Annotated in this window: 24 protein-coding genes; 12 read left to right on the forward strand and 12 right to left on the reverse strand. The window is 36.8% G+C overall.

Annotated features, from left to right (window positions below; genetic code table 11):
- Position 1 precedes the first annotated feature (1 nt).
- From NLG42_RS22035 to NLG42_RS22075, 9 genes are all read right to left on the reverse strand, one after another.
- Positions 2-223, reverse strand: coding sequence for a hypothetical protein (locus NLG42_RS22035; protein ID WP_257682401.1), 222 nt, complete (start codon positions 221-223; stop codon positions 2-4).
- Positions 224-256: 33 nt separating this feature from the next.
- Positions 257-1405, reverse strand: coding sequence for an ergothioneine biosynthesis protein EgtB (egtB, locus tag NLG42_RS22040; protein WP_257682402.1), 1149 nt, complete (start codon positions 1403-1405; stop codon positions 257-259).
- A 124-nt stretch (positions 1406-1529) separates the two neighbouring features.
- On the reverse strand, positions 1530-2141 hold the full coding sequence (locus NLG42_RS22045) for an esterase family protein (protein ID WP_257682403.1): 612 nt from the start codon (positions 2139-2141) through the stop codon (positions 1530-1532).
- Between the two features lie 6 nt (positions 2142-2147).
- On the reverse strand, positions 2148-2429 hold the full coding sequence (locus NLG42_RS22050; RefSeq protein ID WP_257682404.1) for a DUF427 domain-containing protein: 282 nt from the start codon (positions 2427-2429) through the stop codon (positions 2148-2150).
- Positions 2430-2431: 2 nt separating this feature from the next.
- The gene (locus NLG42_RS22055; protein WP_257682405.1) at positions 2432-2875 is read right to left on the reverse strand and encodes a hypothetical protein; all 444 of its coding nucleotides are present in this window, start codon (positions 2873-2875) and stop codon (positions 2432-2434) included.
- Positions 2876-3028: 153 nt separating this feature from the next.
- A complete protein-coding gene (locus NLG42_RS22060; RefSeq protein ID WP_257682406.1) occupies positions 3029-3175 on the reverse strand; it encodes a hypothetical protein in 147 nt (48 codons plus the stop codon).
- A 153-nt stretch (positions 3176-3328) separates the two neighbouring features.
- Positions 3329-4303, reverse strand: coding sequence for an MBL fold metallo-hydrolase (locus NLG42_RS22065; RefSeq protein ID WP_257682407.1), 975 nt, complete (start codon positions 4301-4303; stop codon positions 3329-3331).
- A gap of 142 nt (positions 4304-4445) precedes the next feature.
- Positions 4446-5558 (reverse strand): major royal jelly family protein, encoded by a 1113-nt coding sequence (locus NLG42_RS22070; protein WP_257682408.1) that lies wholly within the window; start codon positions 5556-5558, stop codon positions 4446-4448.
- 8 nt (positions 5559-5566) lie between these two features.
- Positions 5567-6505, reverse strand: a complete 939-nt coding sequence (locus NLG42_RS22075; RefSeq protein ID WP_257682409.1) for an NADP-dependent oxidoreductase — start codon at positions 6503-6505, stop codon at positions 5567-5569.
- Between the two features lie 516 nt (positions 6506-7021).
- On the opposite strand from NLG42_RS22075, the gene NLG42_RS22080 reads away from it, so the two are divergent.
- Positions 7022-7771 (forward strand): SDR family oxidoreductase, encoded by a 750-nt coding sequence (locus NLG42_RS22080; protein WP_257682410.1) that lies wholly within the window; start codon positions 7022-7024, stop codon positions 7769-7771.
- A 45-nt stretch (positions 7772-7816) separates the two neighbouring features.
- A complete protein-coding gene (locus NLG42_RS22085) occupies positions 7817-8734 on the forward strand; it encodes a helix-turn-helix domain-containing protein (protein ID WP_257682411.1) in 918 nt (305 codons plus the stop codon).
- A gap of 29 nt (positions 8735-8763) precedes the next feature.
- Here NLG42_RS22085 and NLG42_RS22090 read toward each other — a convergent pair whose 3' ends face one another.
- Complete coding sequence (locus NLG42_RS22090) at positions 8764-9639, reverse strand: LysR substrate-binding domain-containing protein (protein ID WP_257682412.1); 876 nt, start codon at positions 9637-9639, stop codon at positions 8764-8766.
- A gap of 89 nt (positions 9640-9728) precedes the next feature.
- Here NLG42_RS22090 and NLG42_RS22095 point away from each other — a divergent pair, with 89 nt between their 5' ends.
- The 4 genes from NLG42_RS22095 to NLG42_RS22110 all read left to right on the forward strand — a co-directional run bounded on the left by NLG42_RS22095 (position 9729) and on the right by NLG42_RS22110 (position 13707).
- Positions 9729-10991: an epoxide hydrolase family protein gene (locus tag NLG42_RS22095; RefSeq protein WP_257682413.1), complete on the forward strand. Its 1263-nt coding sequence runs from the start codon at positions 9729-9731 to the stop codon at positions 10989-10991.
- 120 nt (positions 10992-11111) lie between these two features.
- A complete protein-coding gene (dapB, locus tag NLG42_RS22100; RefSeq protein WP_257682414.1) occupies positions 11112-11912 on the forward strand; it encodes a 4-hydroxy-tetrahydrodipicolinate reductase in 801 nt (266 codons plus the stop codon).
- Positions 11913-12060: 148 nt separating this feature from the next.
- A complete protein-coding gene (pip, locus tag NLG42_RS22105) occupies positions 12061-12957 on the forward strand; it encodes a prolyl aminopeptidase (protein WP_257682415.1) in 897 nt (298 codons plus the stop codon).
- Between the two features lie 327 nt (positions 12958-13284).
- Positions 13285-13707, forward strand: coding sequence for a response regulator (locus tag NLG42_RS22110; protein WP_257682416.1), 423 nt, complete (start codon positions 13285-13287; stop codon positions 13705-13707).
- A gap of 260 nt (positions 13708-13967) precedes the next feature.
- Here the strand turns inward: NLG42_RS22110 and NLG42_RS22115 are convergent, their stop codons facing one another.
- Entirely contained in the window at positions 13968-14120 is a 153-nt protein-coding gene (locus tag NLG42_RS22115) for a hypothetical protein (RefSeq protein ID WP_257682417.1), read from the reverse strand.
- 331 nt (positions 14121-14451) lie between these two features.
- Between NLG42_RS22115 and NLG42_RS22120 the strand changes: the two genes are divergently transcribed.
- From NLG42_RS22120 to NLG42_RS22140, 5 genes are all read left to right on the forward strand, one after another.
- A complete protein-coding gene (locus tag NLG42_RS22120; protein WP_257682418.1) occupies positions 14452-15066 on the forward strand; it encodes a lactate utilization protein in 615 nt (204 codons plus the stop codon).
- 58 nt (positions 15067-15124) lie between these two features.
- Complete coding sequence (locus NLG42_RS22125; RefSeq protein ID WP_257682419.1) at positions 15125-15409, forward strand: DUF427 domain-containing protein; 285 nt, start codon at positions 15125-15127, stop codon at positions 15407-15409.
- Positions 15410-15473: 64 nt separating this feature from the next.
- The gene (locus NLG42_RS22130) at positions 15474-16229 is read left to right on the forward strand and encodes a ZIP family metal transporter (protein WP_257682420.1); all 756 of its coding nucleotides are present in this window, start codon (positions 15474-15476) and stop codon (positions 16227-16229) included.
- 292 nt (positions 16230-16521) lie between these two features.
- Positions 16522-17931, forward strand: a complete 1410-nt coding sequence (locus NLG42_RS22135) for a sensor histidine kinase (RefSeq protein ID WP_257682421.1) — start codon at positions 16522-16524, stop codon at positions 17929-17931.
- 3 nt (positions 17932-17934) lie between these two features.
- On the forward strand, positions 17935-19596 hold the full coding sequence (locus NLG42_RS22140) for an NAD(P)/FAD-dependent oxidoreductase (RefSeq protein ID WP_257682422.1): 1662 nt from the start codon (positions 17935-17937) through the stop codon (positions 19594-19596).
- Positions 19597-19902: 306 nt separating this feature from the next.
- Here the strand turns inward: NLG42_RS22140 and NLG42_RS22145 are convergent, their stop codons facing one another.
- On the reverse strand, positions 19903-21264 hold the full coding sequence (locus tag NLG42_RS22145) for a mercuric reductase (RefSeq protein ID WP_257682423.1): 1362 nt from the start codon (positions 21262-21264) through the stop codon (positions 19903-19905).
- A 224-nt stretch (positions 21265-21488) separates the two neighbouring features.
- Here NLG42_RS22145 and NLG42_RS22150 point away from each other — a divergent pair, with 224 nt between their 5' ends.
- On the forward strand, positions 21489-22559 hold the full coding sequence (locus NLG42_RS22150; RefSeq protein ID WP_257682424.1) for an aminotransferase class V-fold PLP-dependent enzyme: 1071 nt from the start codon (positions 21489-21491) through the stop codon (positions 22557-22559).
- Positions 22560-22698: the final 139 nt, after the last annotated feature.

Here is a 22698-nt window from a genome sequence, read left to right on the forward strand (position 1 = left end):
TTTAATATAAGTTATATCCTTTTAAACCAAATTCTTCCGAACTGACAGCTCTGATTTTTTTACTTATACCGTCCTCCTTAAAGCCCATTTCCATGTCAACGCTGAAAGATTTAAGCATGTAATTAGTACCAGTTTCCTCACAGTACAAACAATCTTTTTCTAAAGTAAAGTCTGTCGTGTAGCCCTCTTCGATTAGTTTTTTAATTATCATTTCTTTATCCATCTTCCTTTTCTTTAATTAATTATTAAACTGAATCTATTCTGTTTTTTTTACCAATCTAATACCACAATACTGCCAGCGCATATTAGGATGAAAAAAATTTCTATATGTTTTTCTGCTGTGGTTTAAAGGTGTAGCAGCTGACGCGCCTCTTAAGACCATAGTGTTGATCATAAATTTCCCGTTATATTCGCCAATAGCACCCGGGGCTTTATTGAAATTAGGGTAGGGCAAATAAGCGCTGTTGGTCCATTCCCAAAGTTGTCCCCAGCTAAATTGGTCAGAAGCAATTTCCCATTCAAATTCTGTTGGCAGCCGCATTGCTTTATATTCGGCAAAGGCAAAAGCTTCATAAAAACTAATGTGGTTTACAGGCTGTAATAAATTTACTTTTTGCAAACCGTCTAAGTCGTATTTAAACCATTCACCCTCTATTTTATGCCAGTATAAGGGCGCTTCAATTTTATTGTTATTTACCCAATACCAGCCTTCATCATGCCAAAAATTAAAATTGGTATATCCTCCATTTTCAATAAACTCTATAAATTCAGCATTAGTTACTAATTGACTGGAAATTTCAAAATCATTTAGATAGACTTTATGTACGCCCAGTTCATTGTCAAAACTGAAACCTTCTGCCTGATGACCAATAGTATAAATACCTTCCGGGATTCTGATAAATTCACTTTTTATATTTTGTTCAGGTAAGCCATGAGAATTCCCATAAGCCGGAAAAGCGGGCTGATTGCCAAAAATATATTTTATGTCATATACAAAAAGCTCCTGATGCTGCTCTTCGTGATTAATGCCAATTTCAACCAGTTCCAAAAGCTTTTCATCAAAATTGGCAGAAAGCAAAGTTTCCATTGCATCATTGACATATTTTCTATACTTGTAAACTTCTTCAACTGATGGTCTGGTCATGAGTCCTCTGTCGGGCCTCAAAACTCTTTTCCCGATAGTATTGTAATAACTGTTAAACAAATAGGAAAAATCAGGATTATAAACCGTGTAGCCTTTCAAATATTTTGTCAAAATAAATTCTTCCCAAAACCAATTGGTGTGGGCTAAATGCCATTTTGGCGGCGAAACAAATTCTGAAGGCTGCAGCGAATAATCTTCAGTGATTAAAGGTTTGCATAAATCTTCAGATTTCTTTCTCATTTCAATAAATCTGTTCTTCATCCTTTTTTTTTTAATAATCGAAATAATTTTTCTGTAATGGGTAAAGTGACATTAAAAAACTTTTTGTTTTTTTCAGTATCAGTTAAAATTACGATTTATTGATGGGATCTTCTACTATCTTAATTTAATTGTTTTGAAATAATTTCGAATAAATCTGATTTATATCATACGTCGCAGAAAGAGTATGATTTTGCCCGGAAATAACCATAATATCAATGCTGGAGACTAAAGGTAAAAGTTTTTCATATGTAGCTTTAGATTCTAATAGCCAGGAATCCCCATCTTTTTTACCATTGGCTAAAACTATCTTTAGATGACTCCACTCATTATTTGGCTCATTTTCAAAAATTCCACCGGGAAACGAAACTGCATACAGATACAATAAAGGATTTTGAGCTACAAAATTAAATGCTGCTTTTCCTCCATTAGAAACTCCTGCAATAGCCCAATTTGAATTTGTTACATTAAAATAATTACGAATACCTTCAATGAAGTCATTAATATCATCTGCTGAATAATCCTTGAAATTATGATTGTTGGTATTAATGGGAATTATATGAATATAATTTTTAAAGAATTGTGAATTAAAATAAGTACCGGCGCTGAATTGTACTATTGCGTGGCTCTGTCCTTCGCCTGAAAGCCCAATGAAAACAGGATATTGTTCTTCATCTGAATAGTTTTCGGGGAAAAGCACGAGGGCTTCAATCCCATTTAGTTCTAATTTATTAAACATAGAAATTTATTCAGTTATTTTAACATCTTTCCAAAATGCAACATAATCTTTTATCTGCTTGGCATTCTCAGAAGGATCTGAATAAAACCAGGCAGCGTCTTTGCTGGTTATTCCATTTACTTCAATTGTATTGTAAGATGCTAAACCTTTCCATGCACAGGTAGAATGCGTACCGCTTTCCTTAAAAAAATCTTTTTTCACACTGCCTGGCGGAAAATAGTGATTTCCTTCAATAACAATTGTTTCATTGCTTTCGGCTATTATTTCTCCGTTATATATTGCTTTCATAATTAGTATATTTCTTTAATTTCAAAATGGAAGTTATTAAAACTGCACATATCTCCCTTTTTCTTGCCCATCATACATTGGTACAGTGGCGCTTTGGTAGAAATACTGATAAAGTCTTTTCCATCAAACTTAAAAGCACCATCGGCAGTCGCAACAACCATATAGCTGTCGTTCACCTTTATCACAGCTCCTGGCTCTACAATATCAGAAGGATTAAAACTTAACGCTTCAATTTCTTCCAGATGGTTGTGGTGGTCATGAACTTGCTCGTCCAGTTTTTTTCGTAGCCTTTCTTCCTGTCTATGATGTGACTGGTCGTCCTGATCAATAACATCATTTCTATTTAACAGGGTCCCTTTCACAAATTCCAGCAGCCGTTCTTCGGTATTTTCAATGGTGTGAGATTCGTTTTCAATTAGAAATTTTTTTAGTTTTATTTTGTCCATGATCTTGTTTTATAAATGATTTTTAAGTTCCGGCAGTACATGATTAGAAGATTTCTCCTTGCTTAGAAACTTTGCTCTGAGCAGGTATGCTCGGAACAAAGTAAAATATCAGGCCTGCCTATTATCAGGTTGTTTTAAAAATAGGTAATCTGTCTACCACTGCGCTGACCATGATATTCTGCCATCAATTCTTTGGAATGTTGCTGGCGGCATACCTCTTGTCATTGGAACCACGACAAGTATGTTTTTAATTTTGAAGCCTTTTTTTTCCGTATTGTTCTGTGTCAATATCGTTTTCATTTACTCTGTTGGTTTTATGGTTTGTTCAATTAATCGACAATGCAGCTGCAAGTTTTCCTGCTTTTCTCCTGTTTCTGATCTGCGAAGTGATTTAAGCAATGAGTCAAATGGAAAAACAATCGAAACGTGAGACTAATCAAATTATAAATTTGATTACTGGCCAGAACCGTTGCTGGAATAATTGATTGGAACAAGTTTAAATTTTTTATCCTCAGCACGGATATGCCCGATTCCAGGAAATGAACTATGTGAAATAGCAACCCAATATCCTTTTGCAGCCGCATCTTCGAGTGCCTTTTTCCTTGTTATCATTGCCTCTTTCCTGTCATAATCATAAACACTGGTTATAGTAGGATTTGCAAACTGAACCACATCCGATACAATAATGTCACCCCAGAACATCATCTTCTGTCCTTTACTTTCCAGTGCATAAAAGCTATGCCCCGGCGTATGTCCATGGCTTGCTATAGGCGTGATCCCAGGAAATATTTCAGTTCCGAATTCAAAGGTTTTTAATTTGCCCGCCTTTTTGATCGGAGAAAGTTTTAAGACAGCCCCATCAAAAAAGTTTTTCATTGATTCAGGTGCTTTTTCTTTGTTAGATGAGTTCAGATAGTAATCTGCTTCTATTTTACTTATATACACATCAGCATTTGGAAAGGTTAGCAGATCGCCTTTTGTCAGCCCGCCGATATGGTCCATATGAATATGAGTTAAAAGAATAGCGTCAATATGTTCTGGTTTATATCCTATTTTTTCAAGACTGGCAGTCAGGTGGCCTAAAGACGGTCCATAAACATCTGATGTTCCTACATCTATTAAAATAACTTTAGAACCGCTCTTTACTAAGTATGCATTTACTGAACATTCCAAGGTTTCAGTTTGAAAATTGTCGTTTAATAATTTTTTTACTTCGCCTGGCTTCGCATCCTTTAAAAGTTCATTTAGTTTTTGGGGTACCGTACCGTCAGATAGTGCTATGACTGTCAGATCGCCAAGGACCATCTCATAATAACCTGGCTGACTGAACTTTTGCAGGTCACTGTTTTGTGCGTGGGCAGAAAATGTTAACGCAACAGCGAATAAAGCTGTATAATATTTCGAAATTGTTTTTTTTATTGTTCTCATTTTTTAATTTGTTTTTATAATGAATATTATTGTTTGTTTGTTTTGCTGGCTGCCTGTACCTTTTAAAAATAGCAGGCTGTAATAGCTTGTAATATGAGGCATAATCTGCCAATTAAAATAATATCGATATCAAGCAGACTATTTACCTGTGGGATACTCCCTTGGCAAGCGGCTTGAACCGAAAGATATAAAATGGCCGGGTTGACATATCTACGCCATTATTGAATACCGCACCCAGATGTACCTGAGCAGCAGAAATGTACATATAGCCGTCTTTTTGGTTATAGCTCACACCATCAGGCCATAACATATTTTTATCACTGACAAGCTGGTGCACGCTTCGGTCTTTCGCGAGTATAACAGATACACTATTGCTTTCCAGAGCCGTGAGATAAATATTGCCAGATGTGTCGATGCTCAATCCGCCATTATTAGGTTTCGATGAGTAGGTTTCGATAAGTTTATCCAATTTATTGGCAGGCAGAGCTTCATTTATTAAATCCGAGATATGCACTCTATACAATTTAGTGCCATTTAACGGTGCATAATAAAGCCATTCAAATTTTGAATCGGCTGTAATGCCATCAGCCCCTACCAGTAGATTTTTTCCATTAACTGCCAAGGATTTCCCAGTAATTACTGTAGGTGTATTTTCTGGTAATGTAGTGCGTGTTCCTTCGAGTATTCGGCGGCTCAAGCCGGTTTTCATATCAATAATAATCAACGCCGCTGTAGAGCCGTCACCGCCATTCCCAATCCCCTCATCAGCAATAATAAAAACATGATGTATCAGATCTACCACCATGTCATTTGGCTGGGAAGTAGGCTTAAGTACAGTAACCGGTAAATAATATATTCTTTCCAGCTGGTTTGTCAGTGTGTTCCAGCCTACTATTTTAGGCGTAACCGGATCACGTTGTCCCATATCAAGCATCCAGATTACTCCATTGGAATCATCTCTGATTCCAAGCACATTAGAAAGATAGTGATCATCTGATATACGTGGCGTGTTCCAGGACAGATTAGGAAATGGACTAACTGATTTGGTATCCGAATTATATGACACTACCCTATAATGCGGCTTAAAAAAGGGATGATGACTATACACTAAATCACCCTGTGCTGTAAATGCTATATTACCTGCGGCCTGATCGACTGCTGCATAGACTTCTACAGGCTGTTCTGGCAAGTCTTGTGCAAAAGCCGAAAAATGTGCCATAGTGGTAATTATAAGTATCTGGAATATTTTTTTCATATCAGGGATTAAATATTTACCACAATTTTACCTACTGTTCTTCCTGTCTCGATATGTTCATGAGCATCAGCCATCTTGCCAAAGGCAAAGCTTTTTGAAACATGTGATTTGAGCTTTCCATTTTCCAGAAGTGCCGCTAAATATTTCATATCCTCTCCGCTGGATTGAACCAGAAGAAATTTACCGGTTACATTTTTGGCCGCCAGCTGCGCTGTCAAATTCTCATTGAACTGAGTAACTATGCTGATCACCTTGCCGCCACTTTTAATGACAGGCAATGAATTGATAATATTATCCGGGCCAAGGCTGTCAAATACAAAGTCGATGTCGTGGACAGCATCGGCAAGATTGCCTCCGTGATAATTGAAATGCTCGTCTGCTCCAAGAGAAAGTACAAAGTCTTTGTTGGCAGCAGAAGAAGTTCCAACTACATAAGCCCCAATCTCTTTAGCCAGCTGTATGGCATAATGTCCAACACCTCCGGATGCTGCATGGATTAATATACGGTCACCTGCCTTTACCCCTGCTTCCCTAAATACCTGCAGGGCAGTTAAGGGGGCCAGGGTTGCAGCCGCAGCTTCCTGATGAGAAATAGCAGCCGGCTTCAATGCCAGTTGGTCGGCCGGTGCAGGAACATATTCTGCATAGGCGCTACCCACACCCGGAAAATTAACCATTCCAAAAACATCATCGCCTATGGCAAAACGCTTAGAATTTGTAGCTATAACGGTTCCTGAGATGTCCCACCCAAGGATTAGATCGACCTGCTTATTTACGTCACCATAATTATATACTCCTCCGCCTTGTCTTGTCTTAATATCAACTGGATTGATACTGATTGATTTTACCTGCACCAGCACTTCTTCATCACCTATCTGAGGAATATTGACGTCGCGAATCACTAAGTTTGATGCTGAACCGGTTTGAACCAAAATAATTGCTTTCATATTTTTTATTTTATTATAAGGTGATGAATGGCTGCCATAGTACTTCAATCAACAGCCTTTTAAACTTGGTCGTAAAAATTTTCTGAACCTTACAACTTTTTAAAAAAATGTGAAGAAAAGTATCAAACAACTTATTTTAGGCAAAAATATACCAGTTAAAAGCATTATGCGAAGTATAATTTTTCTATAATGTAGTATAATTTGCAGCATGCAAAAAGTCATGGCAGCTGTCCTTTTGAAGAATTAGAAATTCAGTATTTGTAAAAGATACAGTAGGCTCGAATATGCCGCTGTTCAATTTTCTGAATGTACCTGTTTGTAACCATTTTTAAGGAATTTGCAAGAGCACTATAGAGGGAGTTTAAAGCAGATTCCGGAGATTGCTCACCTTTAAAAAATCAGGTTCATCTTTAAAAATGGGGATAAATGCTAATTTGACTACATTATTTACCAACCTGACTACATCAGACAAAAAACAATATGTGAATTTTGTACTTCATTCTAAAAGGAATAAAAATGAAAACGATTAAAAAGAAACTTGAAGGAAGAGTTGTTGTTATTACAGGTGCAAGCGGCGGAATTGGAAAAGCAATTGCGTTAAAACTTGCAGAAGAGGGTGCTAAAGTTGTACTGGGTGCCCGCACCGAGGAGAAACTTATAGCATTGGCTGACCAAATAAAAAAAACAAAGGGAGAGGTACAATATACTGCCATAGATGTTAAGAAAAAAGAAGATCTTCATATTCTAATTCAGACTGCAGTTAATGCTTATGGCAGGGTTGACGTAATTATAAACAATGCCGGTACTAGTGAACTCAGCAGAATAGATGATTTGGATATTGCCGGCTGGGAAGAAATGATCGATGTAAACATTAAAGGTGTTTTGTACGGAATGGCCGCGGCAATTCCTGTTTTTAAGCAGCAAAAATCGGGGCATATTATTAATATAATTTCTACTTCGGGAATAAAGATTGTACCGATGCAGGGTGTTTATGCTGGAACTAAAAATGCAATACGAACTATAACTGAGGCATTCAGACAAGAATCAAACGGAGAAATACGCATCACTGGAATTTCTCCCGGATTTGTCAAGACTGACTTTGCAGACAATATTAAAAATGATGCAATGAAATCAGTAATTAAAGAAAATATGGAGAAGATGGCTATCAGCCCAAATGCTATTGCTAATGCAGTACTCTATGCAATCGAACAGCCTTCGGATGTTGAAATTGGCGATATTGTTATTCGTCCTTCATTACAGAATTAACCTTTCTTATTATATATAAAATTAAATTGTACATTTATTGTTACGATGAAACAGGATAACGCAGCTATACACTCCTTTACAAATATTTCACAATTGATGCATTATCTGCAGCAGCCGGCACCATTGCATCCGCTTATTGCCCTGGTAAATTACGATGATGTAATTTTGAGTGCATTTGAAAAGAACCAAAAGATTAGTATAGATTTTTATAAAATCTCATTTAAAACCAATTTTAAAGGACAGGTAAAATACGGACAGGGATATTATGATTTTGAAGAAGGAGGTTTGGCTTTTTTAAAACCAAAACAAATCGTAATTTCTTCCGAAAACTTAGATAGTTATGAAGGCTATTCATTATACTTTCATCCTGACTTTATTAGAAATTATCCACTAGGTAATTCCATAATCCAGTACGGTTTTTTTTCTTACGGTGTTGCTGAAGGCTTGTTTTTGTCTGCAAAGGAAAAGAAAATAATCCGAAATTTATTCGAGACAATAGCCAGTGAGTTGGAAAATAATATCGACAATTTCAGTCAGGATGTTCTTGTTTCTCAACTAGAATTGCTTTTGAATTATAGTAATCGGTTCTATAATCGCCAATTCATTACAAGAAAAACATTAAATCATGAAATTATAACTGCTTTAGAAAACTTATTAGATGAATACTTTTTAAACGATATCAGTTTAGAAAATGGCCTGCCATCAGTACGATACGTTAGCGAAAAACTAAATTTATCGCCGCGCTATTTAAGTGATATGCTGGGGTCGCTTACAGGACAAAATACGCAGCAGTATATTCAGACCAAGTTAATTGATTTGTCTAAGGATCTTCTTAGTTCAACCACATTATCCGTCGCAGAGATCGCCTACAAATTAGGTTTTGAACATCCACAATCATTCAATAAATTTTTTAAGACCAGGACAAATCAATCACCTTTGAATTTTAGAGATTCATTTGAGTGAAAATATCAATTGTATGTGAAGATTAGTTATTATTTCCATTTAACACTTTCTATAGTCTTTAATACATTAAGTACAGCAGGGCTATTTTCATTAGTGCGCCAGTTAATATAAAGATCAGTCATAAAAGGTGTTTCAAAATATCTTACTCCTTCAATATTATGTTTGGCAAATCCTACCGGCAGCAGAGCTATACCTAAGCCTTTAGATACTAAGCCCAGTATACTGGAACCAAAATCAGACTGATAGTGAGAACTTGGCACTACTCCATAAGATATAAAAATTTGCTGGACTAAGAAAAAGTAACTGCTTTTACGATCTTCTACTGGCATTATAAAATTCTGTTTTCCTAAATTCTCTGCTGTAATATCACTAAAATTCATATAGGGATGTGTAGTCTGAACAAAAAAAGCAACAGGTTCACTTTTTATTTTATAGGAGCTTATACCTGATAATGTATTCACTTGGCGGGTAAATGCAACATCTATTTTATAATCTCTCAACGATTCCTGTGCATTCTCATGGAACAATTGAATAAGTTCTATCGATAAGTCCGGATAATCCTTTGAGATATGCAATAAAACAGTAGGTATAACAGAATAGGATACAGAATCAGGATGTACTATTCTGACAATCCCATTTTCTCCTGCTCCAATATTTTTCGCAAATACATGAACGTAATTCAGATCATCTAATAAAACGGACCACTTTTCTTTCAAAAAAAGTCCAGCAGGGGTAAGTTTTACATTTCGTTTATTTCTCTCAAAAAGGCTGCAGCCTAATTCTTTTTCCAGTGACATAATCTGTCTGCTTAATGCAGACTGAGTAAGGTTCACCATTGACGCCGATTTCCAAAAGTGTAATTCTTCTGCTAATTTGAGAAAGTTTCTAATTTGTTGTAAGTCCATTTAATGCATTTTATTCATTAATACATGCAAAATAAGCATTTTTATGAATTATTCAATGCTTTATCTTTGCAGTAATTCATAAAATACAAATGGACAATTTAACCAGAAGACAAGTTATTAAAACAGGAGGTTTGGCTTTAATAGCTATTGCAGTACCTTTTTTTACAAAAGCAAATAAACTAATAATGAAAAAGAAAAAAAAAGATAATATGAGAATAAAACCTTTCAAAGTAAATATCCCGCAAGACATATTAGATGATCTTAATGCAAGATTAGACATGACCAGATGGCCAGATGAAATTAATGAATCGCACTGGACTTATGGTACTGATCTTTCCTATATGAAAGAATTAACAAATTACTGGCAAAATAAATTTGATTGGCGTAAAATTGAAAATGAAATAAATTCTTATCCTAATTTTATTGCAGATATTGATGGAATGCAGATACACTATATTCATGTTAAAGGTAAAAGTAAAAAGTCGATACCACTTATTATGACTCATGGCTGGCCAGGATCTTTCCTTGAAATGATGAAGATAATGCCGATGCTGACGGAGAATCCGGACTGGTCGTTTGATCTTGTGATTCCTTCTATTCCAGGATTTGGTTTTTCGTCTAAGGTAAATAAAGAGGGATGCAACAGCGAGTTTGTTGCAGACATTTGGCAAAAATTGATGATCAATCTTGGATATGAAAAATTTGGTGTCCAAGGTGGCGATATAGGCTCTGGCATAAGTTCATGGCTGTCACTAAAGTATCCTTCAAATATTATCGGACTTCATCTCAACTACATTTCAGGTTCATACAAGCCATATTTAAAAGATGGTGAAATACTCTCCGATGAAATGATAGAGTTTAAAAAAAACAGTTCAGAATGGTCTAGTAAATATGGTGCATATGCTTACCTTCATTCCACAAAACCACTAACTGCTGCCTACGGACTTAACGACTCTCCTGCGGGACTGTGTGCATGGATAATTGAGAAATTTAATGATTGGAGCGACAATGATGGAAATATTGAAAATACTTTTACCAAAGATGAATTGCTTTCTAATGTTACCCTCTATTGGGTTACTCAAACCATACATTCATCCATGCGGATCTACAATGAAAATAGTAAAAAGCCATTGGCTTTTAAAAGGAATGAATTTATTGGTGTCCCGGTTGGCTTTGCACATTTCCCGAAAGAATTACCAACTCCGCCCCGGGCTTATATCGAAAAAAGTTTTAATATTACACATTGGACAGACATGAAAGCCGGTGGACATTTTGCTGCAGCTGAACAGCCAGAATTACTTTCAAAAGATATAATTGATTTCTTCTCTCATTTGAAATTACAAGATTATTAAGCATACAAAAAAGTCTTATTGTATTTTTTACTCATTATAGTTTTATATTTTATGATCGGATAAAATATGATAAAATTACCGAAATTTAGCTACAGGAATTAAACATAAAATAACAGCAAAATGATAAAAGTATTCATAGCAGGCGCCACAGGCTGGGCAGGCTCAGAACTTAGCAAAGGCATTTCTATTAATAATAGAATGCAGCTGGTTGGAGCATTGTCCCGTAAACACAAAGGTCAAAATTTGTCCGATATATTACATTTGGAAGATATTGAAATTCCAATTTTTGACGATATTGAAGAAGCACTTTCGGAAGTTGATTTTGACGTTTTGGTTGAATATACACGTCCAGAAGTAGGAAAGAGAAACATTATCGCAACGCTTAAAAGAGGTAAAAGTGTTGTGGTGGGGACCTCTGGATTAACCAATGAGGACTATGCTGAAATAGAAAAAACAGCAGCAGATAATAATACATCAGTTTTAGCTGTAGGGAATTTTGCCATAACGGTTGTACTGCTACAAAAATTTGCCGAGATGGCCGCTAAATATATCCCGAACTATGAAATTATAGATTATGCCCACCAAGATAAGATAGACAGTCCAAGCGGAACAGCAAGGGAACTGGCATATCGGCTGTCCCAAATTCAAAAAGCGGCGGTTCATGTTTCAAATGATGAACTGCTCGGAGATGCAGCAAGCCGCGGTGCTAACCTGTATAGTGTGCAGGTACATTCAGTGCGGCTTCCAGGGTATGTTATTTCCATTGAAACAATATTTGGACTAAAAGATGAAAAACTTACCATTCGACATGATTCAGGTGCCGGAGCAGAACCTTATGTGCAGGGAGCTTTACTTGCTATTGAGAAGGTAAGGACGTTTAAGGGCTTGAAACGAGGGCTGGATACGGTAATGGAGTTTTAGAGGCAGACCTAAGCAAATAGTACTTACATTAGACTAATATTATAATAACAAATATACAATCGATTTCTATAAACTATCTAAAAACAGAAGTTTGAAGATACGATTTTATATAAAATAGTTTCAGATTAATAATCCTATCATATATACAATGAAGTATTTAAAAGTAAGCGATATTCATAAAATACATTATGAAGTGTGTGGAGATCCAGATGCAGAGGCAATATTGTTTGTCCATGGAGGACCCGGTGCAGGATTTTCAGACCAAGACAAGCGTTTTTTTAATTTCCAGAAACAAAAAGTTATATTCTTTGATCAAAGAGGCTCGGCCAAAAGCATTCCATTTGGTTCGATTATACAAAACACTACCCAGGATTTAATAAATGATATTAATAAACTTCTTGATTTCCTAAATATTGATAAGGTTACTGTTTTTGGTGGTTCATGGGGCACAACCCTTAGTTTGGCATATGCAGTCCAAAATCCTTATAGAGTTAAAAAATTACTGCTGAGAGCAATATTTTTAGGAAATAAAGAATCTATTGATTACTACCTAAATGGGGGCATTCAAGAGAAGTTTCCTCAAATATGGAAAAGATTTAGGAAAAATGTCCCTACTGATTTTCAAGGTTCGATAGCTGAATACTATTTAAAAAAAATGGTAAACGGATCAAAGGAAGAAAAAAAGTATTTTTCATATGAATGGGCTTTTTATGAAATTTCAATCTTTAAAAAGGATATATCGAATAAGGAAATTGATTCTATTTTAGAAAATATACCCTATGAATCCCTTTCCATTTTGGAAGCACATTATTTAACAAACAATTGTTTTTTAGACGAAAATTATATCTTAAAAAACGTAGAAAAGATAAATCATATTCCTACCAAAATAATTCACGGAAAACAAGATGCAATTTGTCCGTTAAAATTTGCGGTTGAACTACATTCTGCATTAATAAACAGCGAACTTTTTATTGTGGAGGCAGGCCATTCTGATTCCGAACCAGAAATTGAAAAAAAAATAATACAAATAATAAAAACATTTTAAATTGGAGCGGATAACTTTTTTGCCACAAAAAGTCAAGGCGGTTTTTAGGGATCTTTTACCCATCTCAGTACGTGGCAGAATCGTGCCACTTGCTGTTTTTGAAAACCAGAAATTTAGCAAAATCAAACCCTAGGAAGTTTAGGATCGAATGTATGAGCCTGCCGAAAAATTACTGGCTTATTTAAAAAAGATTAAAAAACAAAAAAAATATTAATAACCGATAAATACAAAGTATATCACTTAATCTTAAGTTGTAAAATATATCTTTCAAAATAATAAATATATTAAAAAAACAATCTTACATTTAAAGTCCTCAAAACCAGCCAAATGACAAAGAACGGTATAATCCTAATAGTGGAAGATGATCAAGATGACAAAGAGATTTTAGAGGAAGTAATTATTTCTCTTGGTAATACAAATAAAATCATATGGAAACTTAATGGAGAAGAAGCACTTTCTTACCTATGCAGCAGTGATGAAAAAATGTTGATCATTTTTTGTGATATCAATATGCCCATTATGAATGGACTGGAATTAAAACGTCTTATAGATGCTGACCCGGTTTTACGAAAAAAGAGTATTCCCTTTATTTTTTATTCTACTGCGGCCTCAGAACAGGCTATTGAAGAAGCTTACACTACTCTCAGTATTCAGGGATTTTTTAAAAAAGAAAATGACTTTCATAAAACAAAGTCAATAATCAATGTAGTAATTGAATACTGGAAGAACTGCGTTCATCCAAATACGTAGAAAATTAACATTACCTTCTGTGTTTAGCAATAAAAATATCCTTTTATCAAGTTCTTGCCATGATCAGGAACTCCAACCACATTTTAAATTTAAAGCTTAAAGTACTTAATTTCCTAATCACATTACTTTAAAAAGCAAATAAACAGTTGTTATACAGCTGCAAATTCTTTGAAATTGCGGACTATTATTCTACGAAAATTGATAATTGATCAATTTCTCAGTTCAAAAACCTCTTTATAAACGACAGAAAAGCATACAGATCAATCGACAATAAGGTCATCTGCCCTGTTAAATTCAAATTTACCATTGTTATTAATCCAGCTCATATCAGCCCATAGCTGTCCGTTTTCAGCATCATTGGAAAAATTAGCTGGACATCCATTAAACCCGAGTGCACCCCATACGCTACACATATTATTGACTCTTTTTTCGCCCAAATTTTAGATTTGACAGATGCCAAAAAACAAATATTAGGTCTTTAAAGAATGAAATAAAATACGGTAAGTAATAACACATTCTTACCACTAATTGGTCGAGCTGAAAAATAACTGAAATAAATTGTAAGGAATTATTAATTATTCATACTAAGCTGACAAGGACGAAAAGATTAGAATAACGTATAAACATTGTTAACTAAATAAAAAGCATGGAAAATTTAAGAAAGGATGATTTTCATCTGGATGCGGGTAAAGGAATTGTACATCTTGTAAATTAGCATTTAGGATATTTAACAATGTTTTATTTATGAATTACCAGACACTTCCATCACAGGAAACTATCGATAAGCTTTTTGAAAATCTAAGGCAGCGCAATTTTATTCCTCATTTTGCGGCCTCGAAAGAGGATGCCCTGGCAAAAGTCATATCGGTTATTCCTGCCGGATCAGAAATAGCAACGGCTTCTTCTGTAACACTAAAACAAATAGGCTTTCTCGATTTACTGCATACAAGGAAACATGCATGGAAAAATTTCCGGGATAATATTTTCACAGAAATTGATCACCTGAAGAAAGACGAGTTACGCAGGGAAAGTGTCTTGGCTGACTATAATATTCAAAGTCTTCACGCTATCACCGAAAGCGGACAGCTAATTATTGCTTCCGGCATGGGAAATCAACTCTCAGCGATTGCTTATGCCAGCCGACATCTTGTATTCGTTGCCGGCTTACAAAAAGTGGTTCCTACACTAGATTCCGCTTTCGAAAGGCTGAATGAATTCGTGCTTCCGTTAGAGAATGAAAGGATGAAACGCATGGGTTTTAAAGAAGGCACAACTTTGGGGAAATATTTGGTTTTTGAAAAAGAAATTCGGCCGCGCCAAATTCATATAATTCTTGTTGGCGAAGTTTTAGGGTTTTAATTAAATATGGTACTATTGGAATATCGAAAATTTAACCAACAATTAAATAATATATAAAATGAAAGCAATTTGGAACAATAAAGTTATCGCACAAAGCAATAACACCGTGGAGGTGCAAGGTAATGCGTATTTCCCGCCGGATAGTATCGTAAAACAATACTTCTCAATGACTGAATTACATACTACGTGTCCTTTGAAGGGCGTTGCAAGTTATTATAATATTAAAGTGGACGGCGATGAGAACGTAGAGGGTGCCTGGTTTTATGCCAATCCAAAACCTGGGTATGAAAATATTACGAATTATGTCGCTTTTTGGAATGGGGTTAAAATAGAAGATGAGTGATGAGAAGTATTATCTTTTATCGTACTTAAATAATGGATATCATCAATTTAGGAGGAATTAAAAGATGACTATTTACGAAGTAACTTTTTGGGCTGCGGCATCAGTTCTAGGAATAATTGTTGGAGCGGTTATAGGGCTAAATATCAAGTTTAACCACCACACAATCGCAAAAACGATGGCTCTTGCCGCTGGATTGTTAATTGCGGCTGCAACTATAGAATTAGCAGTAGAGGCTATTGAAGATGCTCCGCTAATTTATGCAATAATTGCTTTTCTAATCGGGGCTCTTGGTTTTAGCTTTGGTAATGTACTCCTTAGTAGCCGGGGAGCAAAAGACAGAAAACGTTGCGGAGAATGTGTTGCACAGCCTACCGAAGAGGAAAAGCCTGGAAGTGGATTAGCAATAACCCTTGGAACTGGAATGGATGCAGTTCCAGAGTCCATAGTCTTAGGATTAACACTTTTTACTAATGGGGTAGATCTTCCTCTTATTCTTGCCATTGCATTGGGAAATTTGCCCGAAGCTATTTCTGGTTCAGTAGGAATGCTGCATGCTGGTAGAAAAAAAAGTTGGATTTTCAAAGTTTGGGGTGGAGTTGGTTTCGCTAGTATTTTGTTGACAGTTTTAGGATTCTTTCTTGCTCAAAATATTTCTGAAACGATGGTAGGTTTATTGCAGCTATTTGGTGCAGGAGCTTTAATTGCAATGGTTGCAGAAACATTAATTCCAGAGACTTTCCATGGTACGCCTAAGTATTCAGGAACTATAGTTGCAATTGGATTTGCATTATTATTAATTGTTAATGTTTTGACAGAATAAATATAATGTAATACTTATAACCGCTATTGGTTCTGTCGCATCTGTCGAACGTAAATCCAGTTATTAATGTTTTGCATAGGCTATGGTAGCAAGGAAAAGAATGATTTAATCATGGTTTTACCGCGCCGGGTTCTGCGGCTATTGCAATGGGGTGAGTTTCCGAAGCGACATGTTTGCTTCATGTGCTGGTTTGGGGAGGAATCGCAAAAAAGCTTTTTCCGCAGCTCTGGCAGTTGGCGAATGTTGCTTCGGCCATTTGCCAACACGAGTTCATTAACAACAAATAGACATCATGGTAAGCCATAATAAGCATTTTAAAAATTTTGAATCTCTTGCGCAGGTTCCTGCTGAACAGCTCGAATGGTTACAGAACCAGAGCCGCCTGAGGCATTTTGAAGATGGTGACTTCATTGTCATTCAGGGCGATCCAATTGATGGCCCGTACTTCGTTATCGACGGGCATGTACGTCTATTTAGGGATCAGGGTGCACATAAGCAGGAAGTTATTCCGGCTGCCGCAGGGGCAATATTTGGCTACCTTCCCTACTCGAGAGGCACGCTAATCACCTTCTCCGCACAGTCGAAGGGAAAAAGCAGTATCCTTCATTTTGATATAGCCAAAAACCGCGAGATGATAAGGGATCATTTCGAACTAACCCAAGCTCTTGTCCACCAGATGAGCAACCGTGTACGTGATTTTACAACATTGGAGCTCCAGACAGATAAAATGGCAGCATTGGGTAAACTCGCAGCAGGCCTTGCTCATGAGCTTAACAATCCCGCCTCGGCATTGGTAAGCGACTCTGTGTCGCTGCGCCAGCATCTTCGTATGGAACCCCGCGCATTTAAAGATCTTACATCGCTTCATCTGGAACCGCACCAGGTTGATGGCGTAAATGAAGTATTGTTACAGATCATGGCTGAATACAAACCCGGCGGATTAACCTTGAAGGAACGCCTTAAAAAGGAAGAGGTGATCGCAGGATGGCTTGAGAAGCATGATATTGGTAAAGCAGAAGAAATGTCGGAGGTATTTACCGATTTCAATATTAACTGTGACCACCTCGATTCATTTAAGAATTTCCTGCCCCCAGCTGGCCTGAACACTATTTTCAACTGGATCCTTAACGTACTGGTTACAGAAAAGATAGTTCTCGATATTCAGGTGTCATCCGGTCGCATAGCCGAGCTGATCAAATCGGTAAAGATCTATACGCACATGGATCGCGGAACGGAGAAAACAATGATCGATGTCCACAACGGCATCCGAAATACCATCAGCATCCTGGGTTATAAATTCAGGAAGGAAAATGTAGCGCTTTCGGAAGTATATGGTAAAAACCTGCCACTGCTCAAGGCGTATCCGGGCGAGCTGAACCAGGTATGGACCAACCTTATCGACAATGCGCTCGACAGCCTTGAAGGAACACAAAACGGAGTAATTACCATTTGCACGGAAATAGACCTTGAATTCATAAAAATCACAGTTGCCGACAACGGTCCCGGAATACCCGAAGACATACGGCTCAATATTTTTGATCCTTTTTTTACAACAAAAGAACTGGGAAAAGGAACAGGAATGGGACTCGAAACGGTGCGGCGGATCGTATTGAGGCACAAAGGATTGGTAAAAGTATTCTCTGAACCTGGGAACACAAAATTTGAGGTATGCCTTCCAATTAATGGCAATATAGATGAATAACATATGGAAAAACCAATAATTTTCTCAATAGATGATGACCAGCAGGTTTTAAATGCAATCGGCCGGGATCTCAAAGCCAGATATGGTAACCAATATAAGATACTCAGCACCACTTCGGCGGCTGAGGCGCTCGAACGTGTTAAAGAACTGAAAAATCAGGCCCGCGCTATCGCGATGTTTATTTGTGACCAGCGAATGCCGATGATGGAGGGTGTTGAGTTTCTCGAACAGGCTTTAAAGATTTACCCCGAAACAAAGCGGGTATTACTCACCGCCTATTCTGATACCGACGCTGCTATAAACGCGATTAACCGCGTACAGCTTGATTATTATCTGATGAAGCCATGGGACCCGGCTGAAGAGCGTCTATATCCCGTCATCGATGACCTGCTGCGAGACTGGCAGGGTGGATATCTTCCGGATTTTAAAGGTATAAGAATAATTGGATACCAGTACTCACCTTTGTCTCATAACCTCAAGGATTACCTTGGCGGCAACCTCATCCCCTATGCATGGCTAGACGTAGAGCGGAACCCCGACGTCCGTAAAATTCTTGAGCAGAACAATCTGACCGACCTTGACTTGCCAGTAGTGATACTCGAAGATGGAGCAATTTTAAAAAAGCCTGACATCTTCACCCTGGCTTTACAGCTAGGTTCTAATCCTGAGATTTCTGCAGAACTATATGATGTTGTTATTATAGGAGCAGGCCCTGCGGGACTTGCCGCAGCGGTATACGGGGCTTCAGAGGGGCTTCGTACATTGGTTATTGAGCGCAAGGCGCCAGGCGGTCAGGCGGGTACAAGTTCGCGTATTGAAAATTATCTAGGCTTCCCATCGGGGCTAACAGGTGCCGACCTTTCGCGAAGGGCGATCAGCCAGGCACGACGGCTGGGCGCCGACTTTATTTCACCTAAGGAAGTAGTGTCGATAGACCAGATTGATAATTACAAAAGTATCACGCTGGCCGACGGATCTAAAATTATCAGCCGGGCTGTCATAATTACTACCGGTGTCGACTACAGGAAGCTTGACACCAAAGGGGTGGCCAAATTTACAGGGGCCGGGGTGTATTACGGAGCGGCCATCACAGAGGCATCTGCCTGCGTTGACAAAAATGTGTATATTGTAGGTGGTGGGAATTCCGCCGGTCAGTCTGCAGTCTATTTGTCTAAGTACGCGAGCCGGGTTTATATTGTGATCCGTAAGGATTCGCTTTCGTACACTATGTCTTCTTATCTGATCAAACAAATCGAAGAGCTGCCAAATATCGAAGTGCTGCCCGGAACAGAAATCCAGGAAGCCTTGGGTGAGAAGTATCTCGAGAAGCTCACCCTGTGGAATATTTCCACTGGCAGCGACAACTGCTGCGATGCGGCCGCGCTGTATATTTTTATAGGTGCCAAGCCCTATACCGACTGGCTTGGCGAAATTATTCATCGTGATAGCAAAGGTTTTATAATTACGGGAAGTGACCTGAAAACGGATGCGAACTTTTGTAATAACTGGAAAATAAAAAGAGATCCATTCCTGCTTGAAACCAGTGAGCCGGGAATATTTGCAGCCGGTGATGTGCGCTCGGGCGCAATGAACCGTGTCGCATCTGCTGTTGGCGAAGGCTCAATGGCGATTTCATTTGTGCATAAATACCTAGCTGAAACTTAAGCAATAAGGAAATTATCATGGCTAAAGAAAATATTCTTTACAAAGAGTTAGCATTCCTTTTAGATTTATAAACATTCACAACTTGAATGTTTTCAAAATAAGTTAACAAACAAGCAACAATTAAACGTTAAAGACATGGGGATTAATAATTATCTGATAAATTTCAAAAAAAAAATATCAATTATCGCAAGCAGGATCATGGGCTTAAATAATAAAAATCATTCAATAAATAAAAAAAACATAAAGCCCCCTTCATGGGGATCCCCAATCTAAAGGTAAATGAACATTTTGAAATCTAAATACTTCTTACCTGTCAATAGGCTTTAAATCTTCAAGCATCGTTGGGATAAGCTCACTTACTGTGGGATGAATATGCACAGCGTCGCGCAAGAAGGTGTAAGGCTGTTTGGCATACATTAAATTAGTGATGCCATTTATGATTTCATCCCCACCAACACCTAACACGCAGGCCCCCAAAAAGAGATTGGTTTTAACATCGATTACAACCTCCATAAAACCAAAAGTCTCACCTTTTTCTTGAGCACGACCTACTTTTGTCATCGGACGATATCCAACTGCTATTTCATAACCTTTATCAATGGCTTCTTTCTTTGTCATTCCTATCCTGCCAAGTGGAGGGTCAATAAATAATCCATAGGTAGTAATTCTGTCGCTAATTTTTCGTTCCTTTTTCTTAAGCAAATAACTTTCTACAATTTGAAAATCATTATAAGAAGTATGTGTAAAAGCACCCTGCCCATTGCAATCTCCTATGGCAAAAACTCCTGGGACATTTGTCTGACAGTAATCATCGACTTTTATATAATTTCTTTTATCTACTTCGATTGTGGTATTGGTCAATTGCAGTGTATCGGTATTAGGAGATCGGCCAATTGCCAATAAAAGATGAGATCCTTTCATTTCTTTAGTATCCACCACTACAGAAATACCTGATTTATTATTTTGCTTAACTTTAATATTTTGCGCATTAAAAACAAGATTTACGCCATCTGACTTCATTATTTCAGCTACCATATCGCTCACAGTCTCATCCTCCCTGTTTATTATTTTTTTATTACGTTCAATTATAGTGACTTTGCTGCCAAATCTTTTGAACATCTGCCCAAATTCCAAACCGATATAACTGCCGCCGATTATGATCAAATGTTTAGGCAAATCCGTAATTTCTAAAATATTTTCATTGGTATAGAAAGGTACCTCTTGATATTCTGTTGGGACCACAGCCCTTGCACCTACATTGATAAAAATATTTTTTGCCGTAAGGACTTTGTCTCCAACCTTTACTTCGTAGTTACTTAAAAAATGAGCCTCACCATTGTACAATTCAATTTTTTCATTATTCCAAATTGCTTTTTCAATATTGCTGCGGGAATCACTGACCAGCTTGTCCTTACGTGCTTTTATTTTTTTTAGATTCGCCTTTACTCCGGCAGGAATTTCAATACCTAGCTCATCCCCATGAAAAGCATCCCATATTCTTCTGGCACTTGCAACATAGGCTTTAGTTGGAATACAACCGTTATTAACGCATGTGCCACCCAAAAAACTCCTTTCTATAATAGCAACAGTGCCTTCTTTTGACAAGCTGAAAGCTAAAGGGACGCCAGCTTGTCCGCTTCCAATAATAATATAATCAAATTTTTTCATAGTAATTTAGTTTTTAAGAAGTTAGGTGATTTAAAAAAACATTTGTTGCACTATTGCGCCCTAAAACTACAAATGCTTTATAATAAGCAAAATACGTATATTTTTAAATTAAATCTGCATAATAAACAATATACCAAGCTAGATAGATTTTCGCTAAATGTTAACGTTTCTTCCCAAAAATTTTATACTATTAATTTATTTCATTATTTTTTTTATTTTTGAATATGCTTTTAAATAAAAACTTCCCGATACTTGACAATTATACGTACCTCAATACTGCCAATTCAGGATTATTAACCTCAGATATTGCTAATTGGCGACAACAGCACGATTTACAATTTACACAAAATGGAAGCATGTTCAGAATTGAAAATATAAAAGTTATAGATGAGCTCCGGACAAATCTTTCAGATAGCTTTTTTTGCAAAAAAGAGAATACATTTTTAACTCCAAATTTTTCAATAGGCTTTAATACAATCTTAGAAGGTCTTGGGGAAAACCATCACTTTTTAATACTTCAGGATGACTATCCTACTTTAAGTTACGCAATTACCAGCAGGGGTTTTGACTTTTGGGAAGTTCCAATTGATAATAATCTTGAGCAGAATATTTTAGATGCAATTGAGAAATTTAAACCTACTGCTTTTGCTTTCAGCATGGTTCAGTACATCAGTGGACTTAGAATGCAAAGCAATTTCATAAAACAGCTTAAAGTTCTTTTTCCAGATTTGATTTTAATTGCTGATGGTACACAATTTCTGGGCACTACAGTTTTTAACTTCAACAATTCAGGTTTAGATATCCTTGTAGGAAGCGGCTATAAATGGCTTTTGGGAGGATATGGAAATGGATACATCTTCTTATCTGACGATGTAAAAAATAAACTTTATGAAGGCAGAAAAGAAAGTTTATTACCAACTGCCCAATTTATCAGTGGGAGAAATTATTTATCCTTGAGTCTTGAACCCGGACATTTAGATAGTTTAAATTTTGGAACGCTAAACCAAGGGATAAATTATATCAATAATATAGGATTGGACGTTATCGAAAAAACCAATCAGGACTTAGCAAATAAGGCAAGACAGAAATTAAATGCCAAAGGTCTTATTCCAGACTGGCTTATTGAAAGAAAAGAGCAATCCTCCATTATTAGTTTGCCTTTAGAAAAAGGAACTGTTTTAAAACTAGAAGCTAAGAAAATAATTTGTTCTGCAAGAGGAGCTAACACTAGAATATCATTTCATTTTTATAATACTGAAGAAAATTTAAATCAGTTTTTAGAGGCTCTTAAATGAGATTAAATTATCGGATCATGTTAATACTAATCTGCCTACTTTGCAGGTACTTTTTTTGAGACGTTTTTAAAAGTCGCTTCATCATTGGTTTTAAACTCATTGAACGAAATGAGAACTAATATTTGTTATTTGATAAATG

This window comes from Flavobacterium plurextorum (assembly GCF_024638035.1).
Lineage (GTDB): Bacteria > Bacteroidota > Bacteroidia > Flavobacteriales > Flavobacteriaceae > Flavobacterium > Flavobacterium plurextorum.

What these genes read in the sequence shown, in the direction of transcription:
- NLG42_RS22110 (WP_257682416.1), top strand. Translation starts at nt 13,285, where the DNA reads ATGACAAAGAACGGTATAATCCTAATAGTGGAAGATGATCAAGATGAC.
- NLG42_RS22145 (WP_257682423.1), bottom strand. Translation starts at nt 21,264, where the DNA reads ATGAAAAAATTTGATTATATTATTATTGGAAGCGGACAAGCTGGCGTC.
- NLG42_RS22115 (WP_257682417.1), bottom strand. Translation starts at nt 14,120, where the DNA reads ATGTGTAGCGTATGGGGTGCACTCGGGTTTAATGGATGTCCAGCTAAT.
- NLG42_RS22060 (WP_257682406.1), bottom strand. Translation starts at nt 3,175, where the DNA reads ATGAAAACGATATTGACACAGAACAATACGGAAAAAAAAGGCTTCAAA.
- NLG42_RS22070 (WP_257682408.1), bottom strand. Translation starts at nt 5,558, where the DNA reads ATGAAAAAAATATTCCAGATACTTATAATTACCACTATGGCACATTTT.
- NLG42_RS22065 (WP_257682407.1), bottom strand. Translation starts at nt 4,303, where the DNA reads ATGAGAACAATAAAAAAAACAATTTCGAAATATTATACAGCTTTATTC.
- NLG42_RS22095 (WP_257682413.1), top strand. Translation starts at nt 9,729, where the DNA reads ATGGACAATTTAACCAGAAGACAAGTTATTAAAACAGGAGGTTTGGCT.
- NLG42_RS22090 (WP_257682412.1), bottom strand. Translation starts at nt 9,639, where the DNA reads ATGGACTTACAACAAATTAGAAACTTTCTCAAATTAGCAGAAGAATTA.
- NLG42_RS22085 (WP_257682411.1), top strand. Translation starts at nt 7,817, where the DNA reads ATGAAACAGGATAACGCAGCTATACACTCCTTTACAAATATTTCACAA.
- NLG42_RS22120 (WP_257682418.1), top strand. Translation starts at nt 14,452, where the DNA reads ATGAATTACCAGACACTTCCATCACAGGAAACTATCGATAAGCTTTTT.
- NLG42_RS22130 (WP_257682420.1), top strand. Translation starts at nt 15,474, where the DNA reads ATGACTATTTACGAAGTAACTTTTTGGGCTGCGGCATCAGTTCTAGGA.
- NLG42_RS22075 (WP_257682409.1), bottom strand. Translation starts at nt 6,505, where the DNA reads ATGAAAGCAATTATTTTGGTTCAAACCGGTTCAGCATCAAACTTAGTG.
- egtB (WP_257682402.1), bottom strand. Translation starts at nt 1,405, where the DNA reads ATGAAGAACAGATTTATTGAAATGAGAAAGAAATCTGAAGATTTATGC.
- NLG42_RS22150 (WP_257682424.1), top strand. Translation starts at nt 21,489, where the DNA reads ATGCTTTTAAATAAAAACTTCCCGATACTTGACAATTATACGTACCTC.
- NLG42_RS22080 (WP_257682410.1), top strand. Translation starts at nt 7,022, where the DNA reads ATGAAAACGATTAAAAAGAAACTTGAAGGAAGAGTTGTTGTTATTACA.
- NLG42_RS22135 (WP_257682421.1), top strand. Translation starts at nt 16,522, where the DNA reads ATGGTAAGCCATAATAAGCATTTTAAAAATTTTGAATCTCTTGCGCAG.
- dapB (WP_257682414.1), top strand. Translation starts at nt 11,112, where the DNA reads ATGATAAAAGTATTCATAGCAGGCGCCACAGGCTGGGCAGGCTCAGAA.
- NLG42_RS22050 (WP_257682404.1), bottom strand. Translation starts at nt 2,429, where the DNA reads ATGAAAGCAATATATAACGGAGAAATAATAGCCGAAAGCAATGAAACA.
- pip (WP_257682415.1), top strand. Translation starts at nt 12,061, where the DNA reads ATGAAGTATTTAAAAGTAAGCGATATTCATAAAATACATTATGAAGTG.
- NLG42_RS22140 (WP_257682422.1), top strand. Translation starts at nt 17,935, where the DNA reads ATGGAAAAACCAATAATTTTCTCAATAGATGATGACCAGCAGGTTTTA.
- NLG42_RS22035 (WP_257682401.1), bottom strand. Translation starts at nt 223, where the DNA reads ATGGATAAAGAAATGATAATTAAAAAACTAATCGAAGAGGGCTACACG.
- NLG42_RS22045 (WP_257682403.1), bottom strand. Translation starts at nt 2,141, where the DNA reads ATGTTTAATAAATTAGAACTAAATGGGATTGAAGCCCTCGTGCTTTTC.
- NLG42_RS22125 (WP_257682419.1), top strand. Translation starts at nt 15,125, where the DNA reads ATGAAAGCAATTTGGAACAATAAAGTTATCGCACAAAGCAATAACACC.
- NLG42_RS22055 (WP_257682405.1), bottom strand. Translation starts at nt 2,875, where the DNA reads ATGGACAAAATAAAACTAAAAAAATTTCTAATTGAAAACGAATCTCAC.